This window comes from Paraburkholderia sp. CNPSo 3274 (assembly GCF_024206475.1).
Classification (GTDB): Bacteria; Pseudomonadota; Gammaproteobacteria; order Burkholderiales; family Burkholderiaceae; genus Paraburkholderia.
The window spans coordinates 1-24,640 of record NZ_JAMBPR010000017.1; the positions used below are offsets into that span (position 1 = coordinate 1).

Genomic DNA, 24,640 nt, shown 5'->3' on the forward strand with positions numbered 1-24,640 from the left:
CTTGAACCGGGCGTCGTAATGACTGTACTTCTTGCTGAACGCCGCTTTGCCATGCGCCTGCCAGGCGGCTACCCATTTGCGCACCGTGCCGTGGTCCACACCATGCCGGCGTGCCACTTCCCTACTGCTGCAGCCTTTGCCTGACAGCAAGTCTTTGACAACAGACCGCTTGAACTGCTCCGTGTACTTCGCCATGAAAAACACCCCAAAGGTTGGATCGGTGTCCAACTTTTGGGGTGCAGTTCATTCTGCGGGGCTTTTTACTTCAGCCGAACGTCGGGCGCTTACTTGCCGCCCACGCTTTGCAGCGTCGTCCACTTGCCGTCGACAACCTTGTAGAGCGTGATACCGCCGTTCTTCAGGTCGCCGCGCGTGTCGTACGCGAGGTCCGACGTCGTGACAGCGGGCATGCTGGTCTTCGCGAGGAACGGCAGGTACTTCGCCGGATCCGTCGAGTTGGCCTTCTTCATGGCGTCGAACATCGCCATTGCGCCGTCATAGGCGTACGGCGAGTACGTCTGCACGTCTTCGCCGAAGCGCTTCTTGTACTTCGCGACGTAGTCCTTGCCACCCGGCATCTGGTCGAGCGGCAGGCCGGCAAGCGATGCCACCGTGCCGTTCGCCGCGTCGCCCGCGATCTGCAGGAAGGTCGGCGTGTGAACCATTTCGCCGCCCATCAGCGGGGCCTTGATGCCCAGCGACTTCATCTGCTTGACCATCGGTGCCGCTTGCGAATCCGCGCCGCCGAAGTAGACGAGGTCGGGGTTCATCGCCTTCGCCTTCGTCAGGACCGACTTGAAGTCGACGGCCTTGTCGTTGGTGTACTCGCGATCGATGATGGTGCCGCCCGCAGCCTTCGCAGCCTTCGAGAATTCGTCGGCGAGACCCTGGCCGTAAGCCGTGCGGTCGTCGATCACGACGATCTTCTTCATGCCCAGGTTCTTCACCGCGAACGCGCCTGCCACCGAACCCTGCTGCGTGTCCGAGGTCATCATGCGGAACGTCGTCTTGAAGCCTTGCTGCGTGTACTCAGGCGCCGTCGCCATGGCGATCTGCGGGATACCTGCGTTCGCGTAGATGCGCGAAGCCGGGATCGTCGTGCCCGAATTGAAGTGGCCGAGCATGCCCTTGACGCCGTCGTCGACGAGCTTCTGCGCGACCGTCGTGCCCGTGCGCGGGTCAGCCTGATCGTCGGCCGAGTCGAGCACGAAGTGAACCGGCTTGCCGCCGATCACGGGCTTCGTCGCATTCATGTCTTCGACTGCGAGCGTGATGCCGTTCTGGAAGTCCTTGCCATAGTGCGCCTGCGCACCCGTCATCGGACCGGCGAAACCGATCTTCACGTCTTCGGCTTGTTGTGCGTGCGCAGTCCCCGCCAGCGACAGGGCGGCAACAAGCGTTGCGCCTGCCAGCTGCTTCATCGTGTGTTGCATTGCTTCTCCTTGGTACCAGGTATCAAACGAGCGGCTTCGGATTCGATAGACCTTGCCGCTTCCTTGTCTTGAGACGACCGACAGTATCGCTTGTGCTTAACCGATCGTCATCAAATTTGCATTACCGCCTGCTGCTGCCGTATTCACGCTGACCGAACGTTCCGCAAGCAGTCGTTCGAGAGCGTAATCTTCATCGCCATTGGCAAGCGCATGCGCCGCCACGCCTTGCACCGAGACGATCGGCCCAGGACGCTTGGCCACTTCCTTCACGAGTGCGAGCAGCTCGTCGCTGTCGCCTTCGAAGAGGACCGCATCGAAGTCGGCGTCGGCCGTCTTCTTGATCGCCACGTGCGCCTTCAGTGCCGCCGGCAATGCGCTCACCAGCGCTTCGCCCGCCGCGCCCTGGAACAGCGCGCGGTTGCCCGTTGCGAGCGCAACGGCCAGTTGTGCGCGTGCGCCCGTTGCGGTGGACGACACGCACAGCACCGTGCCGCGCGCCGAAAGCGTGTAGGTGTTGCGCTCGCCCGTCGGGCCCGGCAAAACCGCCGTGGCGCCGGCGAGCATGTATTCGAGGTAGCCGTCGCAGCGTGCCGCGAGCGCGGGCTCGCGCTCGGCGATGAGCCAGTCGCGCAGCGTCGTAAGCGCAGACTGTGCCGATTGCGGCGCGCCGTTGTTGCCTTCAGCAGCTTGCGGCGCGTCGACGACGAGCACATCGGCGAGCGACTTCGGCAAACCAGCCGGACGCTTCGCGAGCAAGCGCGAAAGATACAGCGCGCCACCCGCCTTCGGACCCGTGCCCGACAGGCCTTCGCCGCCGAACGGCTGCACGCCCACCACCGCGCCGATCACGTTGCGGTTCACGTAGATGTTGCCCACGTGCGCGCGGCCGATCACGTGCGCGATCGTTTCGTCGATACGCGTGTGAATGCCGAGCGTGAGGCCGTAGCCCGTTGCGCGGATCTGCTCGAGCAGCTTGTCGAGCTGGCTGCGGCGATAACGCACCACGTGCAGCACCGGGCCGAACACTTCGCGCTTGAGTTCGTCGAGGCTGTCCAGCTCGATGAGCGTGGGCGGAACAAACGTGCCTTGTGTGCAAGTGTCGGGCGTCGGCATCTGCTGGACCTTGCGGCCCTTTTCGCGCATGCCGGCGACGTGCGTGTCGATACCGCGCTTCGCTTCGATGTCGATCACGGGGCCGACGTCGGTCGAGAGGCGGTCGGGGTTGCCCACCGCGAGTTCCTTCATCGCGCCCGTGAGCATTTCGAGCGTGCGGTCCGCCACGTCGTCCTGCAGGCACAGCACGCGCAGCGCGGAACAACGCTGGCCAGCCGAGTCGAACGCGCTTTGCAGCACGTCTGCCACCACTTGCTCCGCGAGCGCCGACGAATCGACGATCATCGCGTTCTGGCCGCCGGTTTCGGCGATCAGCGGAATCGGGCGGCCTTCGGAGTCGAGGCGCTCGGACAGCGTCTTGTTGATGAGGCGCGCGACTTCGGTCGAGCCCGTGAACATCACGGCGCGCGTGCGGTGATCGGCGACGAGCGCCGCGCCCACAGTTTCGCCGTTGCCCGGCAGCAGTTGCACCGCGCCCGCCGGCACGCCGGCTTCGCGCAGGATGCGCACGGCTTGCGCGGCGATCAGCGGCGTTTGTTCAGCGGGCTTCGCGAGCACCGTGTTGCCGGCTGCGAGCGCGGCGGCCACCTGGCCCATGAAGATCGCGAGCGGGAAGTTCCACGGGCTGATACACACCACGGGGCCGAGCGGGCGATGCGTGTCGTTCGAGAACTCTTCGCGGATCTGCGTGGAGTAGTAGCGCAGGAAGTCGATCGCTTCGCGGATTTCGGCCACGGCGTTCGGCAGCGACTTGCCCGCTTCACGCACGATCAGGCCCATCAGCGTATGCATTTGCGCTTCGAGCAAATCGGCGGCGCGTGCGAGGCAATCTGCACGCGCTTCGACGGGCGTGGCCTGCCAGATCGGCGCGGCGGCCACGGCGTGCGAGAGGGCGGCGCTCACCTGCTCGCTCGATGCTTCCACAACGGTCCCGACGAGATCGCGATGATCGGCGGGATTGCGCACGTCGCGTGCAGCGCCATCTGCGATATCGCTATCGGCGAGCATCGGCGCGGCGCGCCACGGATGATGCGCGCTCGCCAGCAGCGCCGACGAAAGCGACGCGAGACGATGCTCGTTCGAGAGATCGAAACCCATCGAATTGAAGCGCTCGTTGCCGTACAGCTCGCGCGGCAGCGGAATCTTCGCGTGTGGCGCGCCGAGCGGCACGACCTTCGCTGCGTCGTCGATGGGGTTCGTGACCAGTTCGGCGACCGGCACGGATGCATCGGCGATGCGGTTCACGAACGACGTGTTCGCGCCGTTTTCGAGCAGGCGGCGCACGAGATACGCGAGCAGCGTTTCATGCGTGCCGACCGGCGCGTAGACGCGGCACGGACGGTTGAGCTTGCCCTGCGAGAGCGGGCCCGTGACTTCTTCGTACAGCGGCTCGCCCATGCCGTGCAGGCACTGGAATTCGTACTGGCCGGGATAGTAGTTCTGGCCAGCGAGGTGATAGATCGCCGAAAGCGTGTACGCGTTGTGCGTGGCGAACTGCGGATACACGGCATCCGGCGCGCCGAGCAGCTTCTTCGCGCAGGCGAGGTACGAGACATCCGTGTAGATCTTGCGCGTGTACACGGGGTAGCCTTCGAGACCATCCACCTGGGCGCGCTTGATTTCCGTATCCCAGTACGCGCCTTTCACGAGGCGCACCATGATGCGGTGACGACTGCGGCGCGCGAGATCGACGATGTAGTCGATCACGAACGGGCAGCGCTTCTGGTAAGCCTGCACCACGAAGCCAATGCCGTTCCAGCCCGCGAGTTCCGGATCGAAGCACAGCGCTTCGAGCAGGTCGAGCGAAAGTTCGAGGCGGTCGGCTTCTTCGGCGTCGATATTCAGGCCGATGTCATAGCGGCGAGCGAGCACGGCGAGTGCGCGCACGCGCGGCAGCAACTCGCCCATCGTGCGTTCCTGCTGCGCGCGCGAGTAGCGCGGGTGCAGTGCGGAAAGCTTGATCGAGATGCCCGGGCCTTCGTAGATGCCGCGGCCGCCGGCGGCCTTGCCGATGGCGTGGATCGCCTGCTCGTACGATGCGTAGTAGCGCTGAGCGTCCGCTTCCGTCGTCGCGGCTTCGCCGAGCATGTCGTAGGAGTAGCGGAAACCGCGTGCTTCGAACTTGCGGCTGTTGGCCAGCGCTTCGGAGATGTTCTCGCCCGTGACGAACTGCTCGCCCATCAGGCGCATGGCCATGTCCACGCCCTTGCGGATCAGCGGCTCGCCGCCCTTGCCGATCATGCGCGTGAGCGCCGACGACAGACCGGTTTCGCTGTTCGTCGTGACGAGCTTGCCGGTGATCATGAGGCCCCAGGTCGCGGCGTTCACGAACAGCGACGGCGCGTGGCCCACGTGCGACTTCCAGTCGCCCTTGCTGATCTTGTCGCGGATGAGCGCGTCGCGCGTGGCGCGGTCCGGAATGCGCAGCAGCGCTTCGGCGAGGCACATCAGCGCCACGCCTTCCTGGCTGGACAGCGAAAACTCGTGGATCAAGCCTTCCACACCGCCGCCGGTGCCCTTCGCGCGCAGCGTTTCCACGAGCTTCGTGGCGAGCTTCGTCACATCGCCCATGAGGTTGGCCGGCAGGCGCGCTTCGCCGATCAGGAACGGCACGCACTCCGGCTCCGGACGGCGGTACGCGGCCGTGATGGCCGCGCGCAGCACCGACTGCGGTTGCACGTTTTGCGCGAATTCGAGGAACGGGTGCGATGCCGCTTCGTCGTCGTCGGCGGTAGCACCTTCGGCGAGATCGGTCGCACCAACATGGCCCTTGAGTTCGGGTGGCAGCTGGCCGTGCTCGATTTTCTCGAGATAGGCAAAGATGGCTTGCTTGATGAGCCAGTGCGGCGTGCGCTCGAGCCGCGTGGCGGCGTCCTTGAGGCGGGAGCGGAGGAGGTCGTCGACTTTGACGCCAAGTGTGGTGCTAGCCATGTTTCCTTCGTATGCCGGCAGACCCGCACCGGCGGTGACCAAAAAGTTGGCGAATCGTAACCCTACCAATAAAAAGGTGCAACCACTCCCTCAATATGGTTGCACCGTGGTTGAGGCCTTGTGCAGCCTGGGTTTGCGGCCGATGTCCGCCCACCGGGCCGCGCGGGTTGCGCTCGGTATTTTCCCTGGCCCAACAACACGCTGGACAACCCTAATCGATTCCGCGGCCGTGCCGTTATACAAACAGAGCGGGGGTTGTTGATCACAAGAAAGAGCGTAGGGACCGGAAAATGGAAAAGCTGCTGGTAATCGCAGGGATCTGGACGATGTGCGCCATGTGCGCCGTGCTTTTCATGCGCGGCGCGACGGCGCCGGATGAACGCCGCATGAGCTTGAAGCGCGCGGCGCGTAGGGACGTGACCGATACCGTCGGCCAGTGAGGAAGGAAGCGGGAAGTTGATGCCGGGTGGCCCCGCTGTTGCGATAACGGGGCCACGTCCGCTGCTGTGCGCTACTAGATATCGAGCGGATCGACTTCGAGATTCCAGCGCAGCACGCCGCGCAACGCGCGCAGCGCGGGCTGCCACGCGCGCAGGGTTGCCTGCAGCGCGGCACGCGACTGGCTTTCCACGAGCAGTTGCGCGCGATGCACGTTCATCACCTTCACGATGGTGAGCGGCACCGCGTCGTAGACCATGACACGCTCGGCGCCCGGAATCGCTGTGAGCGCCTCTGCGGCCTGGGCGAGAAACGCCAGCGCCGCCTCCAGCGTGCGCCCTTCGGCGCGCAATAACGCCTGATAAACGAACGGCGGCAGGTGCGCATCGCGCCGCTCCGCGACCTGCGTATTCGCAAACCCCACATAGTCCTGGCGCGCCAGCGCGTGATAGAGCGCATGGCGCGGGTAACGCGTCTGCACGAGCACCTCGCCGGGCAGTCCGGCGCGCCCCGCCCGCCCGCTCACCTGCATCAGCTGCGCGAACAGGCGCTCGCTCGCCCGGAAATCGTGCGAAAAGAGCGCATTGTCGGCGTTCAGCACGCCGACGAGCGACACGCGCTGGAAGTCGTGCCCCTTCGCGATCATCTGCGTGCCCACCAGGATGTCGACTTCGCCCGCGTGCACGTCGGAGAACAGCGCCTGCGCGCTGCCCTTGCGGCGCGTGCTGTCAGCGTCGATGCGCAGCACCCGCGCGCCCGGCACCGCGCTCGCGAGCGCCTCCTCGATGCGCTGCGTGCCGCGCCCCATCGGCGCGATGTCGACGTTGCCGCACTCGGGGCATGAATGCGGAATGCGCGATTCCCAGCCGCAGTGATGGCAGCGCAGCGCGCGCTCGGGCTTGTGCAGCACGACGTACGCGCTGCAGCGCGGGCAACCGGCCACCCAGCCGCAGGCGTCGCACGCGAGCGTGGGCGCGTAACCGCGACGGTTCAGGAACACGAGGCTCTGCTCGCCGCGCTCGAGACGCGCCTTCATCGCCGCGACCAACGGCCCGGAAAGCCCTTCGAACGAAGCGCGGCCCCGCCGCCGCTCCTCTTCGAGATCGATCAGCTTGACGGTAGGCAGCACCGCGTCGGCAATCGCGCGGCGCGATAGCGTGAGGCGCGTGTAGCGGCCCTGCTCGGCCTGCCACCAGCTTTCGAGCGACGGCGTGGCCGAGCCCAGCACGACCGGCACGCCCAATTGCTTCGCGCGCCATACCGCGAGGTCGCGCGCCGAGTAGCGCAGCCCTTCCTGCTGCTTGTAGGCGGGGTCATGCTCCTCGTCGACCACGAGCATCGCGAGACGCGGCAGCGAGGCGAGCACCGCGAGCCGCGTGCCGAGCACGATGCGCGCGCGGACCGTGTGCGCCGCGAGCCAGTTGCGGGCGCGCTCGCCTTCGGCGAGGCCGCTGTGAAGCGTGACGATGGCGTCGTCGGCGAGCGTGGCCGCGAAGCGCGTGCGAAAGGCCGCCTCGAACTGCGGCGTGAGATTGATTTCCGGGACTAGCACGAGCGCCTGGGCGCCCGGGTCGCGCTCGAGCAGCGCCGCGAGCGCTCGCAGATAGACTTCGGTCTTGCCGCTGCCCGTCACGCCGTGCAACAGAAACGGCGCGAAGCCGCTCGCCGCGCCGATGGCTTCCACGGCGTCGGCTTGCTCGTCGCTCAGGCGCGGGACTGCCACCACGGCGGTCGTCTCCGCGGCGCTGTTGGCCACGCTTGCGGCCGCGCCGAACTCGATGCTTTCATGCTCGACCCAGCCGGCGTCGCACCAGGCTTCGAGCGTAGCAATCGCCTTGGGATGCAGCGCGCGGGCCGCGGCTGCGTCGAGCTCGCCGGCATCGGCCAGCGCCTGCGCGAGACGGCGCAGCGCTTGGGCGCGCGCCGGCAAGGCGTCGGGCAGCGCGGCGCGCCCTTGCGGCGACAGACGGTAGCGCTCCTCGGGGGCGAGGAGCCGCGCCCAGCGCAACGGATCGCGCAACGCCTGCGGCAGCGCCGGCAAGGCAACTTCGCCCAGGCCCCGCTGATAGTAGTCGGCGGCAAAGCCAGCCAGCGCGAGCCATTGCGCCGAAAGCGGAGGGCAGGCGGCGCACACCGCGCTCACGTCACGGAGCTTGTTCGCGGGCACGTCGCTGTGAGCGTTCACTTCGCAGATCAGGCCGACCACGTCGCGACGCCCGAACGGCACGCGCACGAGCATGCCGGGCTCGGGCGCACAGTCGAGGCCATAGCGATAGTCGTAGAGCGCATCCAGTGGATGGTCCAGCGCCACTCGCACGTACTGCCCTGTCATGCCTCGCTCCCAGGGAAGTTCCGTACGCCAGCGCACAGACACGCAAACCTAAAGTAATACTTTAGATTTCGCGCTAAGTTTTGGATTCCGCAGAACAATCGCGCCCCCGAATCTGCGCCTGTGGATAACTTTGTTGAGAACTTCTCGAGCGCCGCCCGCGTGCGCCCGCGCGTGGTCGTTATGTGGGATACCGCACAGAGCGCCGTGGAGCGCCGAAAGCCTTGTCTGTCAAGGGTCTGATTGATTCTGCTCAGACCTAAGCGGGCGCCTGCGACAACCTTTCCCTCTTGCGCGCCGCAACGAGGCAAGTGTGCATAAGTCAAGTCTTGACAGGACCACGATGGCGTCTGGATGGCCTCTTGGGCCCGGTCATACCCTGACGCCCGGAGCCCAGCTTGCTGCGACGCACCAAAAATGTCACGCACCGGTCGCGCGAATCGCGCGGCTGTGGCGATGCACTTCGTCCACGAGTTCGGCCACGCTTTCGGGCGGCGTGAACTGCGAAATGCCGTGGCCGAGGTTGAACACGTGGCCCGGGTGCGCGCCAAAGCTGTCCAGCACCGCGCGCGCCTGTTCGCGAATCGCAGCCGGCGAAGCGAACAGCACCGTGGGATCGAGGTTGCCCTGGAGCGCCACGCGATCACCCACGCGCTCACGCGCGCGGCCGAGGTTGACGGTCCAGTCGAGACCGACCGCGTCCACGCCCGCATTGGCGATTTCGTCGAGCCAGAGGCCGCCGCCCTTCGTGAACGTGATCACCGGCACGCGCTCGCCATCGTGCTCGCGCTTGAGCTGCGCCACCACCTGCGCGATCCAGGCGAGCGAGAAGCGCTGGTACGCGCCGTCCGCGAGCGCGCCGCCCCAGGTGTCGAAGATCATCACGGCCTGCGCGCCGGCTTCGATCTGCGCGTTCAGATAGGCCGCCACCGCCAGCGCGTTGACTTCGAGAATGCGCTGCATGAGGTCCGGACGCGCGTACAGCATCGACTTCACCGTGCGGAAGTCGTCCGAGCCGCCGCCCTCGACCATGTAGCAGGCGAGCGTCCACGGGCTGCCCGAAAAGCCGATGAGCGGCACGCGCTGGCGCCCTTCTGCATTGGTGAGCGCGCGGCGAATTTCGCGCACGGCGTCAGTCACGTAGCCGAGCGTCGCACCGATATCCGGCACGGCGAGTCGCGCCACGTCTTCTTCGGTGCGCACGGGGTGCGCGAACTTCGGCCCTTCGCCCGCCTGGAACGAAAGGCCGAGGCCCATCGCATCCGGAATCGTGAGGATGTCGGAGAACAGGATCGCGGCGTCGAGCGGATAGCGCTCGAGCGGTTGCAGCGTGACCTCGGTCGCGTAATCGGGATTCTTCGCCAGGCCAAGGAAGCTGCCCGCGCGGCTGCGCGTAGCGTTGTACTCCGGCAGATAGCGGCCTGCCTGGCGCATCAACCAGATCGGCGTGTACTCGGTCGGCTGGCGCAGCAGCGCGCGCAGGAAGGTGTCGTTCAGGAGAGTGTGGGCCACGTGCTAGATGCGCGAAATCGCGCCAGGGTTCGGAAGCAAGCGGCCATTTTACCGGAGCGGCCGCCGCGCCATGCCGCTGATGGGCGGGATCAGACAGCGCAATGACACTGAAGTATAGGTCCTGCCTACCCAGGTAAGTCCGCGCTTATCCGCCGCGTACGCGAGGTCTATCATCAGACGGCTTTCCAAAACATTACATCAATCAAAACCAGATCTGGAGACACGATGAAAAGAGCCGCCCTCGGCCTGACGATCGTTAGCGCCGCATTGCTGAGCGCGTGCGCCACGGGCCAGTCCGCCGGTACACCCGCCAACGGTGCGCAGACCGCCACCGCCCCTTCGCGCCTCGACGAGATCATCGCCCGCGGCACGCTGCGCGCCTGTACGACCGGCGACTACAGGCCCTACTCGTTCTACAGGCAGGACGGCACGTTCGAAGGCATCGACATCGACATGACGGAGTCGCTTGCGAAGTCGCTGGGCGTGAAGGCCGAGTTCGTGAAGACGTCGTGGTCGAACCTCATGAACGACTTCCTCGCGAAGTGCGACGTTGCAGTGGGTGGTGTCTCCACGACGCTCGACCGCCAGAAGCGCGCGTTCTTTACCGACGCCTATCAAGTCGACGGCAAGACGCCGATCGTGCGATGCGACGACGTCAAGAAGTACCAGACCGTTGCGCAGATCAACCAGCCTTCAGTGCGCGTGATCATGAATCCGGGCGGCACGAACGAGCGCTTCGCCAAGCAGTTCTTGCCGCATGCGAATCTCATCATGTATCCGGACAACGTGACGATCTTCAAACAGATCCTCGCAGGCAAGGCCGACGTGATGGTGACCGATGCCTCCGAGACCATGCTGCAGCAGAAGCTCAACCCGGGCCTGTGCTCGGTGCATCCCGACAAGCCCTTTCAATACGGCGAGAAAGCGTGGATGGTGCCGCGCGGCGACGTGGTGTTCCAGCAGTATGTCGATCAGTGGTTGCATCTTGCGCGCGCGAGCGGCGAATATCAGGCAATCTCCGACAAGTGGCTGAAGTGAAGTGCTGAATCGCGCCGCATTGTTATGGCCCTTCGAATTGCTACGATGAGTTGCAGAAGATGTCGCGACACGAGCCGCGCAAAGTTTGCATTTCGCGCACAGGTGCAATGTCGACGCATTGCGCATGTGCGCAGCCGGTAATTCCGTACGGTGCGTGTCGTGCGCAAAAGGCCCATGCCGTGGGCCTTCCTTCATGCGATACGAATCCTCGCGCGCGGGCTGCCGCTAAAGCTGTCGGACAGGCTCGAAAAATAGCGGTAAAAATGACTTCCGCAAAACGCTCAGGATGGCAAAAGGCGCGCGGAGCCTTATCTGGCGGGCGTTACAACCTGAAACACTTTGTTACCGCGAACCCGTCTTAATTCGCCCACAATGCCTTCAACGGTTTCAACACGGATGTGGCAGGGTGCCAGTGTGAGCGGACACAAAACACCAGCCGGTCGGCCCTACGCCGAAGCCCTCTCGAGGGGCATCCTTGTTGGAGCCGTGACCGGCGTCGAAGACGTTTCATGACCCGGCTCCTCCTTTGGTCTCCTCGCGCTAACCCCGTAGCGTGTGGTTTTTAGCGGGCTCCAGGCCCGCTTTTTTTTCGCCTGTACGTTTTGTTATTCGCCAGGCATCGTTGCGCACCACCCCCTGCGCCGCCAGACAATCGTCCGGTTTCCCGACTATTTTTGCGCGCCCTGGAATGCCGCCGCGGCGCCATGAATCGCCCGCCGCGGCATTGCATCAAACCACCTATCAAGCCGTCTTCTGCTCGCTGATCTTGAGTTCGTCGATCATGCGCGCGCGCATCACGAACTTCTGCACCTTGCCTGTCACGGTCATCGGCAGTTCGTCGACAAAGCGGATGTACTTCGGGATCTTGTAGTGCGCAATTTGCCCCTGGCAAAACGCCTGAATCTCCTCCGCCGTTGCCACTTCGCCCGGACGCAGTACGATCCACGCGCACACTTCCTCGCCGTACTTCGCATCGGGCACGCCGAACACCTGCGCGGACTGCACCTTCGGGTGGCGGAACAGAAACTCTTCGATCTCGCGCGGGTAGATGTTCTCGCCGCCGCGGATGAGCATGTCCTTGAGGCGGCCGACGATGTTGCAGTAGCCTTCGGCGTCGATCGTCGCGAGATCGCCCGTATGCATCCAGCCATCGACAATCGACTCGGCCGTCTTTTCCTCGTCGCCCCAGTAGCCCTGCATCACCGAATAGCCCTTCGTACACAGCTCGCCCGTTTCGCCCACGGCCACGGTATTGCCGAGCGCGTCGACGATCTTCACTTCGAGATGCGGTTGAATGCGGCCCACCGTGGTCGTGCGCTTGTCGAGCGGGTCGGTTGTCGCGCTCTGGAACGACACCGGGCTCGTTTCCGTCATGCCGTAGGCGATCGTGATTTCAGCGAGATGCATCTTTGAGACCACGCGCTTCATCGTCTCGATCGGGCACGGTGAGCCGGCCATGATGCCCGTGCGCAGCTTCGAAAGATCGAAGCGCGCGAACTCCGGATGATCTAGCTCCGCGATGAACATCGTGGGCACGCCGTGCAAAGCCGTGCAGCCCTCTTCCGAAACCGCTTCGAGCGTCGCGCGCGGATCAAAAGCCTCGCCGGGGAACACCATGTTCGCGCCCACAGAAACGCACGCGAGCACCGCGAGCACCATGCCGAAGCAGTGATAAAGCGGCACCGGAATGCAGAGCGAGTCTTCTTCCGTGAGGCGCATCGCCTGGGCGATGAAACGCCCGTTGTTGAGCACGTTGCGGTGCGTGAGCGTCGCGCCCTTCGGATTGCCGGTCGTGCCGCTCGTGAACTGGATGTTGATGGCCTCGTCGGGCGATAGCGTCGCGTTGATCGCGTCGAGCCACGCCGTGCCGTCGCGGGCAATACGCTCGCGGCCCATCTCCACGAGCTCGCTGAAGCAGAACATGCCGGGCGTGGCCGTGTCGCACATGCGCACGACCGCGCGCAGTTCGGGCAGGCGCGCAGCCTGCAACTGGCCGGGCGTGGCGCTCGCAAGCTCGGGCGCGAGCGTCTGCAGCATCTCCAGATACTTCGAGGTCTTGAAGCTCTCCGCCGAGACGATCGTCTTGCAACCGACCTTGTTCAGCGCGTATTCGAGTTCGGAGAGGCGATAGGCGGGATTGATGTTGACGAGCACCGCGCCAATACGCGCGGTCGCAAACTGGGTGAGCAGCCATTCGACGCGATTGGGCGACCAGATGCCAACGCGATCTCCCTTGACGATGCCTAGCTCGGCGAAACCGGCTGCGAGCACGTCTACTTCGGCGGCGAACTCGCGCCAGTTCCAGCGGATACCCTGCTCGCGGAACACCACGGCGGGCCGCTCGGGAAACCGGTTCGCCGTCTCCTGCAGGAAGGTGCCGAGGGTCGCGTCGCTGAGCGGCACGTCGGTCGTGCCTCGCACGTAGGAAAACCCGTCTTTCGGCGCGATGAGCGGCTCATGTACACCGGGCGCGGCGCGCGCGCCTGCTGCGTCGATTGCCATGATGGCTGTCTCCTGGGGAGCGTCACTCCCGCGTTTGAGATGAATTTGAAAACCATTGTGCCACCGGCTTTCCCGGAGGCGGCATCAAGTCTTACCCGCAGCGCACTTGTCTGGGCCGAGTCCGGCGCCGCTTGACGTGCCGGCCGCGAATGCATGATTTGGCATTACCTTTCCGTAAACGTCAAGTATGTCAGAGCGTTTTGGTCGACCACCGGGCTCACGGCATTTGTGCCGCGTTTTTCATCGCGATGCCATTGGGCCGTGCCCGTTTACCGGAGCGCAAATGCAAAAAAAAGGGCCCCCGGTTCGGGAGCCCCTTTTCGCTTCGGACGCCGCGCCACGAGGGCGCGCGTACGAGAACCAATTAGTGCTGGTTCATCTTGCGCAGGCGCTGGATCGCCGCGAGCTGCGCGACCGCGTAAGCCAGTTCGGCTTGGGCGGTGGCGTACTCGAGGTTCGAGCCCGCGTTCTGCAGCGTCTCTTCAGCGCGCTTGCGCGCTTCCGTGGCCTTCGCCTCGTCGAGATCCTTGCCGCGGATCGCGGTGTCGGCGAGCACCGTGACGGCGCCCGGCTGCACTTCGAGAATGCCGCCTGCGACGAACACGAACTCCTCACCGCCGTCTTCCGCCACGATGCGCACTGCACCCGGACGAATACGCGTGATGAGCGGCGTGTGGCCCGGCAGAATGCCCAGTTCGCCCGCCTCGCCCGGAAGCGCGACGAACTTCGCCTGGCCGTCGAAGATGCTCTCTTCGGCGCTGACGACGTCTACCTTGATGGTTGCTGCCATATATGTCGACTCCTGTCGATCGGAGTTAGCGTGTCGACCAGAGCTAGCGCTTCAGCGCTTACTCTGGTCCCATAGCGCTTACTCCGATCCCATGCATAGCTGGGGTCAATGGGTTGCAGCGGCGGACAAGCAACGTGTTACCGGCCCGCCCGTTGGCAACTCGACCCTTACTGGATCTTCTTGGCCTTTTCGAAGGCTTCGTCGATCGTGCCGACCATGTAGAACGCCTGCTCCGGCAGGTGATCGCACTCGCCGCCAACGATCATCTTGAAGCCGCGGATCGTTTCCTTGAGCGGCACGTACTTGCCCGGCGAGCCCGTGAAGACTTCCGCGACGTGGAACGGCTGCGACAGGAAACGCTGGATCTTGCGCGCGCGGGCGACGGTCAGCTTGTCTTCCGGCGACAGTTCGTCCATGCCCAGAATCGCGATGATGTCGCGCAGTTCCTTGTAGCGCTGCAGCGTCTGCTGCACGCCACGCGTGATCGAGTAGTGCTCTTCGCCGATCACGTTCGGGTCGATCTGGCGCGAGGTCGAGTCGAGCGGATCGACAGCCGGGTAGATACCCAGCGAGGCGATGTCACGCGACAGCACGACGGTTGCGTCAAGGTGGCCGAAGGTCGTAGCCGGCGACGGGTCGGTCAAGTCGTCCGCAGGGACGTACACGGCTTGAACCGACGTAATCGAGCCCTTCTTGGTCGACGTGATGCGCTCTTGCAGCTTGCCCATTTCTTCAGCCAGCGTCGGCTGATAGCCCACTGCCGACGGCATACGGCCGAGCAGTGCCGACACTTCCGTGCCAGCCAGCGTGAAACGGTAGATGTTGTCGACGAAGAACAGCACGTCGAGACCTTCGTCACGGAAGTGCTCGGCCATCGTGAGACCGGTCAGCGCAACGCGCAGACGGTTGCCCGGCGGCTCGTTCATCTGGCCGTACACCAGCGCGACCTTGTCGAGAACGTTGGAGTCCTTCATTTCGTGGTAGAAGTCGTTGCCCTCACGGGTACGCTCGCCCACGCCCGCGAACACGGAGTAACCGCCGTGCTCCTTCGCGATGTTGTTGATGAGCTCCATCATGTTGACGGTCTTGCCCACGCCAGCACCACCGAACAGACCCACCTTGCCGCCCTTTGCGAACGGGCAGATCAGGTCGATCACCTTGATGCCGGTTTCGAGCAGTTCCGCCGACGGCGACAGGTCTTCGAACGCCGGTGCCTTCTGGTGAATCGCACGCGTCGTTTCGCTGACGATCGGGCCCGCTTCGTCGATCGGGCGGCCCAGCACGTCCATGATGCGGCCCAGAGTGGGCTTGCCAACCGGCACGCGGATGGGGTTACCCGTGTTCTTCACCACGGTGCCGCGGCGCAGACCGTCCGACGCACCCAAACAGATGGTGCGGACAACGCCGTCGCCCAGCTGCTGCTGCACTTCCAGGGTCAGTTCCGACCCTTCGAGAATCAGCGCGTCGTAGATCTTCGGCATGGTCTCGCGCGGGAATTCCACGTCGATCACCGCGCCGATGCACTGTACGATCTTGCCTTCTACCAAAGCAGTTGTACTCATCGATTTTCCTTTAGATACCTGAATTCTTCACTCGCTCACCGGCTCAACACCGGCGCGGTTTCGCAATCGGTTCGCGCTTGTCAGACGGCTGCTGCGCCGCCGACGATTTCCGAAAGTTCCTTCGTAATCGCGGCCTGGCGGCTCTTGTTGTACGAGAGCTGCAGTTCGTTGATCACCGTCTTCGCGTTGTCCGACGCCGCCTTCATCGCCACCATACGGGCCGACTGCTCCGAAGCCATGTTTTCCGCCACGGCCTGATAGACCAGGGCTTCGACATAGCGCACCAGCAGTTCGTCCACGACGGTTTGCGCGTCCGGCTCGTAGATGTAGTCCCACGCCGACTTCGGCGTCGTGCCGTCGTCATTCGCTTCGAGACGCTCGGCCGACAGCGGCAGCAGTTGCTCGATCACAGGCTCCTGCTTCATCGTGTTGACGAAGCGCGTGTACGCGAGGTACACGGCGGAAAGCTTGCCTTCCGAGTACTGGTCGAGCTGCACCTTGATCGCGCCGATCAGCTTTTCGAGGTGCGGCGTGTCGCCGAGTTGCACAACGTTCGAGACGACCTTCGCGCGCAGACGGTTCAGGAAACCGAGGCCCTTGCTGCCGATCGCCGTTGCTTCGATCGACGTGCCGGATGCTTCCAGATCCTTGAACTTCTGCAGCGTCGCGCGCAGCACGTTGGTGTTCATCCCGCCGCACAGACCCTTGTCGGTCGTGACGAGAATCACGCCTGCGACCTTCGCACCGGTGTTTTCCACCATGAACGGGTGGCGGTACTCGGGGTTCGCACGGCTCATGTGCGCAGCGATGTCGCGGACCTTGTCGGCATACGGGCGGGCGGCGCGCATGCGCTCCTGGGCGCGGCGCATTTTCGACGCCGCGACCATTTCCATCGCCTTGGTGATCTTGCGCGTGTTTTGCACGCTCTTGATCTTGCCGCGAATTTCCTTCATTCCAGCCATTGCTTGCTCCTTTGTCGACCCGAGTTGGCGCTTTGGCGCTTACTCGGGTCCCAGTCCGTTTATCGTGATTGATTCCCGGACGGATCAGTATGCGCCGGACTTCTTGAAGTCCTTGAGAGCCGCGTGGAGCGCGTTCTCGTCGTCCTTCGACAGGTCCTTCTTGTCCTCGATGCGCGCGACGAGGTCAGCGTGCTTCGACTTCAGGTATTCGCGCAGGCCCTTTTCGAACGGCAGGACGTCCTTGACGTCGATGTCGTCGAGGTAGCCGTTGTTCGCCGAGAACAGCGCAACAGCCAGTTCCCACACTTGCAGCGGCTGGTACTGCGGCTGCTTGAGCAGTTCCGTCACGCGGCGGCCGCGCTCGAGTTGCTTGCGGGTCGCTTCGTCGAGGTCCGATGCGAACTGGGCGAATGCAGCCAGTTCACGGTACTGCGCGAGGTCGGTACGGATACCGCCCGACAGCTTCTTCACGACCTTCGTCTGTGCCGCGCCACCCACACGCGACACCGAAACGCCGGCGTTGATTGCCGGGCGGATGCCTGCGTTGAAGAGGTCGGTTTCCAGGAAGATCTGGCCGTCGGTAATCGAGATCACGTTCGTCGGAACGAATGCGGTCACGTCGCCGGCTTGCGTTTCGATGATCGGCAGAGCCGTCAGCGAACCCGTCTTGCCCTTCACTTCGCCGTTCGTGAACTTCTCGACGTAGTCGACCGACACGCGCGCGGCACGCTCGAGCAGACGCGAGTGCAGATAGAACACGTCGCCGGGGTAAGCTTCACGGCCCGGCGGGCGACGCAGCAGCAGCGAGATCTGACGGTATGCCCAGGCTTGCTTGGTCAAGTCGTCATAGATGATCAGGGCGTCTTGACCGCGGTCGCGGAAGTATTCGCCCATCGTGCAGCCGGCGTACGGCGCGAGGTACTGCAGCGCGGCCGATTCCGAAGCCGAAGCGGCGACGACGATCGTGTATTCGATCGCGCCCGTTTCTTCGAGCTTGCGCAGCACGTTCTGGATCGACGAAGCCTTCTGACCGATGGCGACGTAGATACAGATGAGATCCTTGCCCTTCTGGTTGATGATCGTGTCGACGGCCACTGCGGTCTTGCCGCACTGACGGTCGCCGATGATCAGCTCACGCTGACCACGGCCGATCGGCACCATCGAGTCGATCGACTTCAGACCCGTTTGCACCGGCTGCGACACGCCTTCACGCCAGATCACGCCCGGAGCGATCTTTTCGATCGCGTCGGTCATCTTGGCGTTGACCGGGCCCTTGCCGTCGATCGGGTTGCCGAGCGGATCGACCACGCGGCCGATCAGTTCGGGGCCAACCGGCACTTCGAGAATGCGACCCGTCGTCTTGACGATGTCGCCTTCCGAAATGTGCTCGTACTCGCCCAGAATCACCGCGCCGACGGAGTCGCGCTCGAGGTTCAGCGCGAGGCCGAAGGTGTTGCCCGGGAATTCGAGCATTTCGCCCTGCATCACGTCCGACAGGCCGTGGATACGCACGATACCGTCGGTCACGGAGATCACGGTGCCCTGGTTGCGAACGTCTGCGCTCGCTTCAAGGCCCTGGATCCGGCTCTTGATCAGCTCGCTGATCTCAGAGGGATTGAGTTGCATTATTCGCTCCTGATGTTCAATTCTGTTGCGTGCCAGCCGCCGCGCCCGATTTTTGTAATCGAGGCGCTCAGGCGGTCAACGCCGCCTGCATGCTGGCGAGCCGCGCGCGGACCGAGGTATCGAGCACTTCGTCGCCGACCGTGACGCGCACGCCGCCGATGAGCGAGTTGTCGATCTCGACGGTCGGCTTCAGCTTGCATTTGAACTTGCGTTCGAGGCTGGCGACGAGGTCGTTCAACTGGGCGCCTTCGAGCGGGAACGCGCTGACGATCACTGCGTCAGCAGCACCTGCCTTGGCGTTCTTGAGCGCTTCGAACTGCGTCTGGATTTCCGGCAGCAGTGCCAGGCGATGGTTCTCGATCAGCATCTGCACGAGGTTCTTCACCTCGGCGGATTCCTTGACCGGCGACTTCACCGCCGCGAGCAGCAGCTCGACGACCTGGGCATGGCTCACCTTCGGGCTCGTCGCGACCGACTGCACCTCGGGCAAGGCCGCAACCTGTGCCAGCTCCGAAACGAGCGTGGACCAGGCGGCGGGGTCACCAGCTTCGGCCACGCCAAACAATGCTTCTGCGTACGGGCGGGCGATGGTTGCAAGTTCGGCCATGATCAGAGCTCGGCTTTCAGTTGATTCAGCAGTTCGGCGTGGGCCGACTGATCGACTTCGCGCTTCAGGATCTGCTCGGCGCCTTGCACAGCGAGAGCTGCGACTTCGGAACGCAGTGCTTCGCGTGCCTTGACGACCTGCTGGTCGGCGTCGGCTTTCGCTTGAGCGATGATGCGTGTCGCTTCGGCGTGTGCCTGGGCCTTGATTTCTTCTGCGACGGCAAGCGCGCGCTTTTCAGCGTCCGCGATACGGCTTTGACCCTCGTTGCGGGCCGTGGCGAGCTCTTCGCCGACGCGCTTGTGCGCCGCTTCGAGTTCCGCCTTGCCCTTTTCCGCAGCGGCGAGGCCGTCTGCGATCTTCTTCGAGCGCTCGTCGAGGGCGTTGATCAACGGCGGCCACACGAACTTCATCGTGAACCACGCGAGGATCAGGAACACGACCATTTGCGCAAACAGGGTTGCGTTGAGATTCACGGTGTTTCCTTCATCGTTGCTATTCCGGGGAATTGAAACGGCAAGGCGCTCATCGGTTGTGAAACTCGATCAGCGCCTCGTCTCCCGTTCCGCCATGCGCCCATTACCCGTTATAGGTCAGGCGCAACCTTCCAGGGAACTTAGCCCGCGAGCTTCGAGAGCAGCGGGTTAGCGAACGCGAACAGCATTGCAACACCAACGCCAATCAGGAACGCCGCATCGATCAGACCAGCCAGCAGGAACATCTTCGTCTGCAGCGGGTTCATCAGTTCAGGCTGACGTGCGCAGGCTTCGATGTACTTGCCGCCCATCAGGCCGATACCGATACAGGCGCCGATTGCACCCAGGCCGATGATGATGCCGATACCGATGGCCGTGAAACCCTGGATGTTGGCGATGAAAGCTTGCATGATCACTCCTTTGTGAGATTTTCTGGAACTGGGGATTTAAAACTGCAATTCTGGTTTGACGAGCACTTAGTGCTTGTCGTGTGCCTGGCCGATGTACACCAGCGTCAGCATCATGAAAATGAACGCCTGCAGCAGAACGATCAGGATGTGGAAGACCGCCCAGACGCTGCCCGCAATCACATGGCCGATGAAGCCAAGCACCGTCGTGTCCGCGCCGAAGCTCCACAGACCGCCCAGCAGCGCGATCAGCAGGAACAGCAGCTCGCCTGCATACATGTTGCCGAACAACCGCAGGGCGAGCGAAACCGTCTTGGCGACAAACTCGATGATGTTCAGTGCAAGGTTCGGGATCCACAGGAGCGGATGCGCGCCGAACGGGGCCGAGAGCAGCTCGTGTGCGAAGCCGCCAGGACCCTTGATCTTGAGGTTGTAGTAAATCATCAGCACGAACACGCCGAGCGCGATGCCGAACGTGCCGTTGAGGTCGGCGGTCGGGACGATGCGCTGGTGCGGCAGTGCTTCGGACAGGCCCAGCCAGCCGATCACGCGGCCCGGCAGGTCAACCGGAATGAAGTCGAGGGAGTTCATGAGCGCGACCCAGATGAACACGGTCAGCGCAAGCGGTGCGATGAATGCACGGTTGCCATGGACGATGGACTTGGACTGGTCCTCGACCATCTCGACCAGCATTTCGATGGCGCACTGGAAGCGGCCCGGTACGCCCGGGGTCGCTTTGCGCGCAGCGAGGCGCAAGATGAGGATAGTCACGACACCGCACAGGATCGACCAGAACAACGTGTCGATGTTCCAGACGCTGAAGTCGACGATCGACGTCTGGTGCGAGGTCGCAAAGTTCTGCAAGTGGTGAGCAATGTACTCGGACGGACCCGGTGCGCTCGTTCCTTCGCTAGCTGCCATATCGTTAAAGCCACCCAAATTGTCGAAAATCGTTTTCGGCCGCTCCCGCCGCAAAACTGTATTGCGGGAACGCACCGCCGTGGATCGTGTCTTATCTGCTTCGCATTGGCTAGCTAACTTCCACCGTCATCGCTTCGACGCCCTGACTTGAGGCGGCGCGATGTTGGTGGGTCAGCGCCACGCGAGCGCGATCCAGTATGTCTTTAGTGCGATCAGGTACGTGACGAGCAAGGGAATCCATTGCACGTCGTGATACCAGAACGCGATGGCGACGAACATCGCAATCGTCGCCCCCATCTTGAAGGCTTCACCGAGCATCCAGTTGAACACGGTGCCGGCCCTGCTCAACTGCTTCAGGCGCGCCGCGAACAGCGCACCGGGAAACCAGCAGATCGCTCCGCCCAGGAACGCCGACAACGCAGCACTGCCCGGCGGCTTATAAAACAGCCACCACGCCAACGTTGCAACCAGGGACAAAACCACTTGCGCCGCGACGACACGAAACGGCGTGACGCGCGATGGGCGACTCACCTGCGCGCCGAAGATTTGCTGGGCTTCGGCCCGGGTAAGCGGAACGATGTCGTTGTTATCTTGCTGGCTGGCGTCCAGCTCATCCCAGCGCGCATTATGATCAACGCGTCCGGAATTTTCCGCCGCTGCATCCTGCCCCCGGCTGGATGCTCCGACTTCGCCCGGCGGTACATCGGGCCCTTCATGCGCCTGCGGCGCTTCGTCTGGCCTCTGACCCACCATCGCTTTATTCCGGAAATTCGCCTTGCACGCGCTTTTTTTACAACGTGCTTACAGCATCGCCAACCAAATAAATCCGGGCGATTGTAAGCGATAGTTGCAGGCAATTCAAGACTTTAGGCCCTTCAATAACACCTGTGAAATGCGACTTCATGATGCGGGAAACGCAGCGCCGCGAAGGTGTGACCGGTAACTGTAAGGGACGAAGCAGGGAAGAAACAATCTTCAGGATGACAAATTAATTACGCGGCCATCTGGCGCGCAATCCAGGATATGCGCCAGGATGCGGGATGGGGTCGCGTCAGAGCAGATGCAGCAGCAGCGCGCCGCCCACAAAGGCCGCGATCCAGAACGGCACGGCGACCAGGTGAAACGACAGCCACACGCCGCGCTCGCCGGAAAGACGCACGGCGATGAGATTCGCCAGCGAGCCGATGGCGACCCCAAAGCCCCCCACGCTCACGCCGAACGCGAGCGCACGCCAGTCGTGCGTGAAGCCCGCGAGCACAATGGCGGCCGGGACATTGCTGATAACTTGCGACAGCACTGCTCCTGCGGCAAAAGCGCGCAGCGGCGTTTGCAGCGACAACGACGTCAGTGCGTGATGAATTGCTGGCAGCGCGGCCACACTGCGCAGAACGATGAACATCAGCACGAAGATCAGCAGCAACAGCCAGTCGATCTTGAGCACGATGCGTATGCGCCAGATCACAAAGCCCGCGGCGACGGCGGCCAGCGCGACGCCTGCGTGGTGCGCATCTGCGAGCAGCACGAACGCGACGAAGAGCACGGCCGCGACGCTCGCCAGCGCGCGATCGACACGCTGCGGCGCGGCGTCTTTCGAGAGATCGAGCGGCGTGGCCTTGAAAAGAAACGCGGCGAGCAGGACGAGCATCGCCATGAGAAACGCACAAAGGGGTGCGAGCCCCACGACGAAGCGTCCGAACGACACCCCGCTCACCTGCCAGAGAAATAGATTCTGCGGATTGCCGAGCGGCGTGAGCACCGAGCCCGCGTTCACGGCAAGCGCGATGACGATCACGAGGCGCTTGAGCGGAAGCGGTGTGAGCTTCTGGAGCGACAGCACGAGCGGCACCACGACGAAAAGCGCCACATCGTTGGTCACGATCATCGATAGCACCGCGGCCAGGGCGACGAGCAACAACGCGAGCCCGCGTTCCGAGTGAATGTAGTGGACGAGCTTGTGCGCGAGCCAGGTCAGCAGTCCTGAATAATCGATACCCTTCGTCAGAATGAGCAGACCCGCGAGGGTCATCACCGTTTGCCAGTCGACCAGTGCGGGCAGCGAGGCGATCGGTCGAGGCGCGTAAATCTGCAACGCCACGAACGCCACGACGAGGATCGCAAGCACGGGCTCCGAAACGGCGAATGCGCCGATACGGCGCAACAGGCTCAAGGGCTGACGCGCGCCCTGCTCCGATTCGCGCACCGGCTTTATGCGCCGGCGTGCGCGCTTGCCCCGGCGACGCGCATCACACCCATCACGCCGCCGTTTCGCCGCGCAGACGCAGCAGGATGCCGTCGAGCGCGTCGAGGTCGCCGAAGTCGACCGTGAGCTGCCCTCGCCCGCGCCGGCCGAGCTTGATCTTCACGGATGCGGCGAGCAGGTCCGACAACTCCTCTTCGAGGCGGCGCGTGTCGCGGCCGCCGTCGTGCGCGGCCTTCGCCTTCACTGTCGGTGCCGCCTTCGTCGTGGCCGAAACGAGCTTCTCCGTTTCACGCACCGACATCCTCTTGTTGACCACCTGGTTCGCCAGCGTGATTTGCGTGGCGGCGTCCACGGCAAGCAGTGCACGGGCGTGGCCCATGTCGAGGTCGCCGGCCAGCAGCATGGTCTGCACGGGCGCCGCGAGGTTGAGCAGACGCAGCAGGTTCGACACCGCGCTGCGCGAGCGCCCCACCGATTCGGCTGCCTGTTCGTGCGTGAAACTGAACTCGTCGAGCAGGCGCTGAATACCCTGCGCCTCTTCCAGCGGATTCAGGTCCTCGCGCTGGATGTTTTCGATCAGCGCCATCGCGGCGGCGGCCTGGTCGGGCACGTCCTTTACGAGCACCGGCACTTCGGTCAGGCCGGCGATGTGCGCCGCACGGAAGCGCCGCTCGCCCGCGATGATTTCGTAGCGGCCCGTCGCAATCGGGCGCACGAGGATCGGCTGCATCAAACCCTGCGCGCGGATGCTCGCGGCCAGCTCCTGGAGCGCGCCCTCGTCCATGCGCGTACGCGGCTGGTACTTGCCGGCCTGCATCTGCGTGAGCGGCAGCGTGTTAGGCGCGCCGTCGATCTTCACCGCCTCGGTGATGTCCGCGCTGCCGCCGAGCAATGCTTCCAGCCCCCGGCCCAGCCCCTTCTTCCGTGCTACTGCATTCATCGTGCTTCCCCAGTCTCTCGTCAGAGTGCGCGCACGCGCTCGATCATTTCCGCGCCGAACTGTACGTAGGCCTGCGCGCCGCGCGAGGCGCGATCGAACACCACCCCTGGCAAGCCGTAGCTGGGTGCTTCAGCAAGGCGGACGTTGCGCGGGATCACGGCGTCGAAGACCTTGTCGCCGAAGTGCTCTTTCAACTGCTCGGAAACCTGCTGCTGCAGCGTGATGCGCGGGTCGAACATCACGCGCAGAAGGCCGATCACCTTCAGGTCGCGATTCATGTTCGCGTGGACCTGCTTGATCGTATTGATGAGATCCGAGAGGCCTTCGAGCGCGAAGTATTCGCACTGCATCGGAATCACCACGCCATGGGCGGCGCACAGGCCGTTGAGCGTGAGCAGCGAAAGCGCCGGCGGGCAGTCGATGAGTACGAAGTCGTACTCGGCGTCGACTTCGGCGAGCGCGGCCTTCAGGCGCCGTTCGCGCTGCTCGACCGTCACCAGTTCGACCTCGGCGCCAGCCAGTTCACGGTTGGCCGGCACCACGTCGTAGCCGACCTGTTCAGGCCGGGTGCGCGCGGCGTTCACCGTGACACCATCGACCAGCACTTCGTACACCGTGTTCTCGCACGCGGCCTTGTCGATGCCGCTGCCCATCGTGGCGTTGCCCTGAGGATCGAGGTCGATGAGAAGGACACGCTGTCCCTGCGATGCGAGGCTCGCGGCGAGATTGACCGTTGTCGTCGTCTTGCCGACGCCGCCCTTCTGGTTCGCAACGCAGAAGATTTTTGCCATCGTTCGTGTGCCCCTTTTACTGCCTTAAGAAGTTTGCTTACGTTGCGATGCCACCGCATCACGCA

The 24,640-nt window shown here is 63.8% G+C and carries 20 protein-coding genes; 2 read left to right on the plus strand and 18 right to left on the minus strand.

Annotated elements, in window-relative coordinates:
- The 3 genes from M3I54_RS13710 to putA form a co-directional block, all read right to left on the minus strand.
- The coding region (locus tag M3I54_RS13710; protein ID WP_254336678.1) for a transposase at positions 1–195 on the minus strand (195 nt) is incomplete at its 3' end.
- A gap of 89 nt (positions 196–284) precedes the next feature.
- The gene (locus M3I54_RS13715; RefSeq protein ID WP_254336680.1) at positions 285–1,433 is read right to left on the minus strand and encodes a branched-chain amino acid ABC transporter substrate-binding protein; all 1,149 of its coding nucleotides are present in this window, start codon (positions 1,431–1,433) and stop codon (positions 285–287) included.
- A gap of 96 nt (positions 1,434–1,529) precedes the next feature.
- Positions 1,530–5,477 (minus strand): trifunctional transcriptional regulator/proline dehydrogenase/L-glutamate gamma-semialdehyde dehydrogenase, encoded by a 3,948-nt coding sequence (gene putA / locus M3I54_RS13720; protein ID WP_254336682.1) that lies wholly within the window; start codon positions 5,475–5,477, stop codon positions 1,530–1,532.
- Positions 5,478–5,767: 290 nt separating this feature from the next.
- On the opposite strand from putA, the gene M3I54_RS13725 reads away from it, so the two are divergent.
- A complete protein-coding gene (locus M3I54_RS13725) occupies positions 5,768–5,917 on the plus strand; it encodes a hypothetical protein (protein WP_254336684.1) in 150 nt (49 codons plus the stop codon).
- Between the two features lie 74 nt (positions 5,918–5,991).
- Here M3I54_RS13725 and M3I54_RS13730 read toward each other — a convergent pair whose 3' ends face one another.
- Both M3I54_RS13730 and hemE read right to left on the minus strand, forming a co-directional pair.
- Positions 5,992–8,247 (minus strand): primosomal protein N', encoded by a 2,256-nt coding sequence (locus tag M3I54_RS13730; protein WP_254336686.1) that lies wholly within the window; start codon positions 8,245–8,247, stop codon positions 5,992–5,994.
- Positions 8,248–8,664: 417 nt separating this feature from the next.
- On the minus strand, positions 8,665–9,756 hold the full coding sequence (gene hemE / locus M3I54_RS13735; protein ID WP_254336689.1) for a uroporphyrinogen decarboxylase: 1,092 nt from the start codon (positions 9,754–9,756) through the stop codon (positions 8,665–8,667).
- A 225-nt stretch (positions 9,757–9,981) separates the two neighbouring features.
- Between hemE and M3I54_RS13740 the strand changes: the two genes are divergently transcribed.
- Positions 9,982–10,794 carry a transporter substrate-binding domain-containing protein gene (locus tag M3I54_RS13740; protein WP_254336691.1) on the plus strand — a complete coding sequence of 271 codons (813 nt, stop codon included), beginning with the start codon at positions 9,982–9,984 and terminating at the stop codon, positions 10,792–10,794.
- 741 nt (positions 10,795–11,535) lie between these two features.
- Here the strand turns inward: M3I54_RS13740 and M3I54_RS13745 are convergent.
- From M3I54_RS13745 to M3I54_RS13805, 13 genes are all read right to left on the minus strand, one after another.
- On the minus strand, positions 11,536–13,296 hold the full coding sequence (locus tag M3I54_RS13745; RefSeq protein ID WP_254336693.1) for an AMP-binding protein: 1,761 nt from the start codon (positions 13,294–13,296) through the stop codon (positions 11,536–11,538).
- Between the two features lie 364 nt (positions 13,297–13,660).
- Positions 13,661–14,086 (minus strand): F0F1 ATP synthase subunit epsilon, encoded by a 426-nt coding sequence (locus M3I54_RS13750; protein ID WP_028203314.1) that lies wholly within the window; start codon positions 14,084–14,086, stop codon positions 13,661–13,663.
- A 167-nt stretch (positions 14,087–14,253) separates the two neighbouring features.
- Positions 14,254–15,648 carry a F0F1 ATP synthase subunit beta gene (atpD, locus tag M3I54_RS13755; RefSeq protein ID WP_254336695.1) on the minus strand — a complete coding sequence of 465 codons (1,395 nt, stop codon included), beginning with the start codon at positions 15,646–15,648 and terminating at the stop codon, positions 14,254–14,256.
- An 80-nt stretch (positions 15,649–15,728) separates the two neighbouring features.
- Positions 15,729–16,610, minus strand: a complete 882-nt coding sequence (gene atpG / locus M3I54_RS13760) for a F0F1 ATP synthase subunit gamma (RefSeq protein WP_028203312.1) — start codon at positions 16,608–16,610, stop codon at positions 15,729–15,731.
- 84 nt (positions 16,611–16,694) lie between these two features.
- Positions 16,695–18,236: a F0F1 ATP synthase subunit alpha gene (gene atpA, locus M3I54_RS13765; RefSeq protein WP_254336697.1), complete on the minus strand. Its 1,542-nt coding sequence runs from the start codon at positions 18,234–18,236 to the stop codon at positions 16,695–16,697.
- A 67-nt stretch (positions 18,237–18,303) separates the two neighbouring features.
- The gene (locus M3I54_RS13770; RefSeq protein WP_254336699.1) at positions 18,304–18,843 is read right to left on the minus strand and encodes a F0F1 ATP synthase subunit delta; all 540 of its coding nucleotides are present in this window, start codon (positions 18,841–18,843) and stop codon (positions 18,304–18,306) included.
- A gap of 2 nt (positions 18,844–18,845) precedes the next feature.
- Positions 18,846–19,316, minus strand: coding sequence for a F0F1 ATP synthase subunit B (locus M3I54_RS13775; RefSeq protein WP_254336701.1), 471 nt, complete (start codon positions 19,314–19,316; stop codon positions 18,846–18,848).
- A 140-nt stretch (positions 19,317–19,456) separates the two neighbouring features.
- A complete protein-coding gene (gene atpE / locus M3I54_RS13780; RefSeq protein ID WP_028203308.1) occupies positions 19,457–19,726 on the minus strand; it encodes a F0F1 ATP synthase subunit C in 270 nt (89 codons plus the stop codon).
- 66 nt (positions 19,727–19,792) lie between these two features.
- Positions 19,793–20,644 (minus strand): F0F1 ATP synthase subunit A, encoded by an 852-nt coding sequence (gene atpB / locus M3I54_RS13785; protein WP_254336703.1) that lies wholly within the window; start codon positions 20,642–20,644, stop codon positions 19,793–19,795.
- Between the two features lie 171 nt (positions 20,645–20,815).
- On the minus strand, positions 20,816–21,397 hold the full coding sequence (locus tag M3I54_RS13790; RefSeq protein ID WP_254336704.1) for an ATP synthase subunit I: 582 nt from the start codon (positions 21,395–21,397) through the stop codon (positions 20,816–20,818).
- 298 nt (positions 21,398–21,695) lie between these two features.
- Positions 21,696–22,844: an SLC13 family permease gene (locus tag M3I54_RS13795; RefSeq protein ID WP_375542141.1), complete on the minus strand. Its 1,149-nt coding sequence runs from the start codon at positions 22,842–22,844 to the stop codon at positions 21,696–21,698.
- A gap of 52 nt (positions 22,845–22,896) precedes the next feature.
- Positions 22,897–23,784, minus strand: a complete 888-nt coding sequence (locus tag M3I54_RS13800) for a ParB/RepB/Spo0J family partition protein (protein WP_254336706.1) — start codon at positions 23,782–23,784, stop codon at positions 22,897–22,899.
- Between the two features lie 20 nt (positions 23,785–23,804).
- Entirely contained in the window at positions 23,805–24,575 is a 771-nt protein-coding gene (locus M3I54_RS13805; RefSeq protein WP_028203303.1) for a ParA family protein, read from the minus strand.
- Positions 24,576–24,640: the final 65 nt, after the last annotated feature.